The 2,028-nt window shown below is 69.8% G+C and carries 2 protein-coding genes; both read right to left on the reverse strand.

What is annotated here, in order from left to right; genetic code table 11:
• Positions 1-357, reverse strand: a 357-nt coding sequence (locus tag N5E02_RS20880) for a potassium-transporting ATPase subunit C (protein WP_279946732.1), incomplete at its 3' end; no start/stop codon positions are given.
• The coding region (gene kdpB, locus N5E02_RS20885; RefSeq protein ID WP_279946733.1) for a potassium-transporting ATPase subunit KdpB at positions 354-2,028 on the reverse strand (1,675 nt) is incomplete at its 5' end. The genes kdpB and N5E02_RS20880, both read right to left, overlap by 4 nt.

Genomic DNA, 2,028 nt, shown 5'->3' on the forward strand with positions numbered 1-2,028 from the left:
GGCCAACGCCGGGTTGCTGCGCGCCATGTTGGAACCGGCCGCGGCCATCGGGTCGTAGTTGGCCGCCGACGGACGCGCCTGGAAGTAGCCGTCACCGGTGAACGGCTGCGCCAGCCAGGCCGAGCCGCGCACCTGGCCGCTGCCATCGCGCAGCAGGCTGCCTTCGGCCTGGGTCGGGTAGGCCAGCCCGGCAAAGCCGGTGGCGATGCCGGCGTAGACCGCGCCGGCCAGCAGCAGGGAGGCCAGACCCAGGCCGATCGCCGGGCGCCAGCAGGCGCCATCCTGCAGGCTGGCCACGCGGGCCTCGGCCTTGGCGTCGCCCGGAAGGGAAGATGAGGTGGAAGCAGAACGGTTCATGCGCCGAATACCAGGACAAGAAGGAGGTCAATCGCCTTGATCGCTGCGAACGGCAGCAGTACGCCGCCGAGGCCGTATACCAGCATGTTCCGGCGCAGCAGTGCGGTGGCGGTGGCCGGGCGGAAGCGCACGCCACGCAGGGCGAGCGGGATCAGCGCGGGAATCACCAGGGCGTTGAAGATCAGCGCCGCCAGCACCGCGTTGCGCGGGCTCGACAGCTGCATCACGTTCAGTGCGGCCATGGTCGGAACGGCCGCGGCGAACAGCGCCGGCAGGATCGCGAAGTACTTGGACACGTCGTTGGCCAGCGAGAAGGTGGTCAGCGCGCCGCGGGTGATCAGCTGCTGCTTGCCCACTTCCACCACCGACAGCAGCTTGGCCGGGTCCGAATCGAGGTCGACCATGTTGCCGGCCTCCTTCGCCGCCTGCGTGCCGGAGTTCATCGCCAGGCCGATGTCGGCCTGGGCCAGCGCGGGAGCATCGTTGGTGCCATCGCCCACCATTGCCACCAGGCGGCCACCGGCCTGTTCCTGGCGGATGCGTGCCAGCTTGTCTTCCGGACGGGCCTCGGCGATGTAGTCGTCGACGCCAGCCTCGGCGGCAATGGCTGCTGCCGTCAGCGGGTTGTCGCCGGTGATCATCACCGTACGGATGCCCATCGCCCGCAGCTGCGCGAACTTCTCGCGCATGCCGTGCTTGACCACGTCCGACAGCTCGATCACGCCCAGCACGTGGCGACCCTCGGCCACCACCAGCGGGGTGGCGCCATTGCGCGCGACCTGCTCGACGCGCCCGGCCAGTTCAGCCGGCACGCTGCCGCCCAGCGCCTGCACGTGGGCACGGATCGCATCGGCGGCGCCCTTGCGGATCTGCCGCCCATGTTCCAGATCCACGCCGGACATGCGGGTCTGGGCACTGAAGGCCAGGTAGTCGGCATGGTCCGGCTCGGCGGTGGCGCAGCCCTGTTCGCGCGCCAGGCGCACGATCGACTTGCCTTCCGGGGTCGGGTCGGCCAGCGAGGACAGCAGTGCCGCCTCGCGCAGCTGGCTGGCATCGATGCCGGCCAGCGGATGGAAGTGGCTGGCCTGGCGGTCGCCGTAGGTGATGGTGCCGGTCTTGTCCAGCAGCAGCACGTCGACGTCGCCGGCCACTTCCACCGCCTTGCCCGACTTGGCCAGTACGTTCGCGGCCAGCGCACGGTTCATGCCGGCGATGCCGATGGCCGGCAGCAGGCCGCCGATGGTGGTCGGGATCAGGCACACCAGCAGCGCGATCAGCAGCAGCGGATCGACCTTGACGCCGACGGCTGCACCAATGGCCGGCAACGTGGCCACCACCACCAGGAAGGTCAGCGTCATCGCCGCCAGCAGCAGGGTCAGCGCGATCTCGTTGGGGGTCTTCTGGCGGTTGGCACCTTCCACCAGCGCGATCATCCGGTCCAGGAAGCTGTGGCCCGGCTCGGCGGTCACCCGCACGATGATCTGGTCGGACAGCACCTTGGTGCCACCGATCACACCGGAACGGTCGGTACCTGCCTCGCGCAGCACCGGTGCCGATTCGCCGGTCACCGCCGCTTCGTTGATGGTGGCCAGGCCCTGCACGATCTCGCCATCGGCCGGCACCAGCTCACCGGCACTGACGATCACATGGTCGCCCGGGCGCAGTTCGGCG

It is taken from the genome of Stenotrophomonas sp. GD03777, from assembly GCF_029842485.1.
GTDB classification, from domain to species: domain Bacteria; phylum Pseudomonadota; class Gammaproteobacteria; order Xanthomonadales; family Xanthomonadaceae; genus Stenotrophomonas; species Stenotrophomonas sepilia.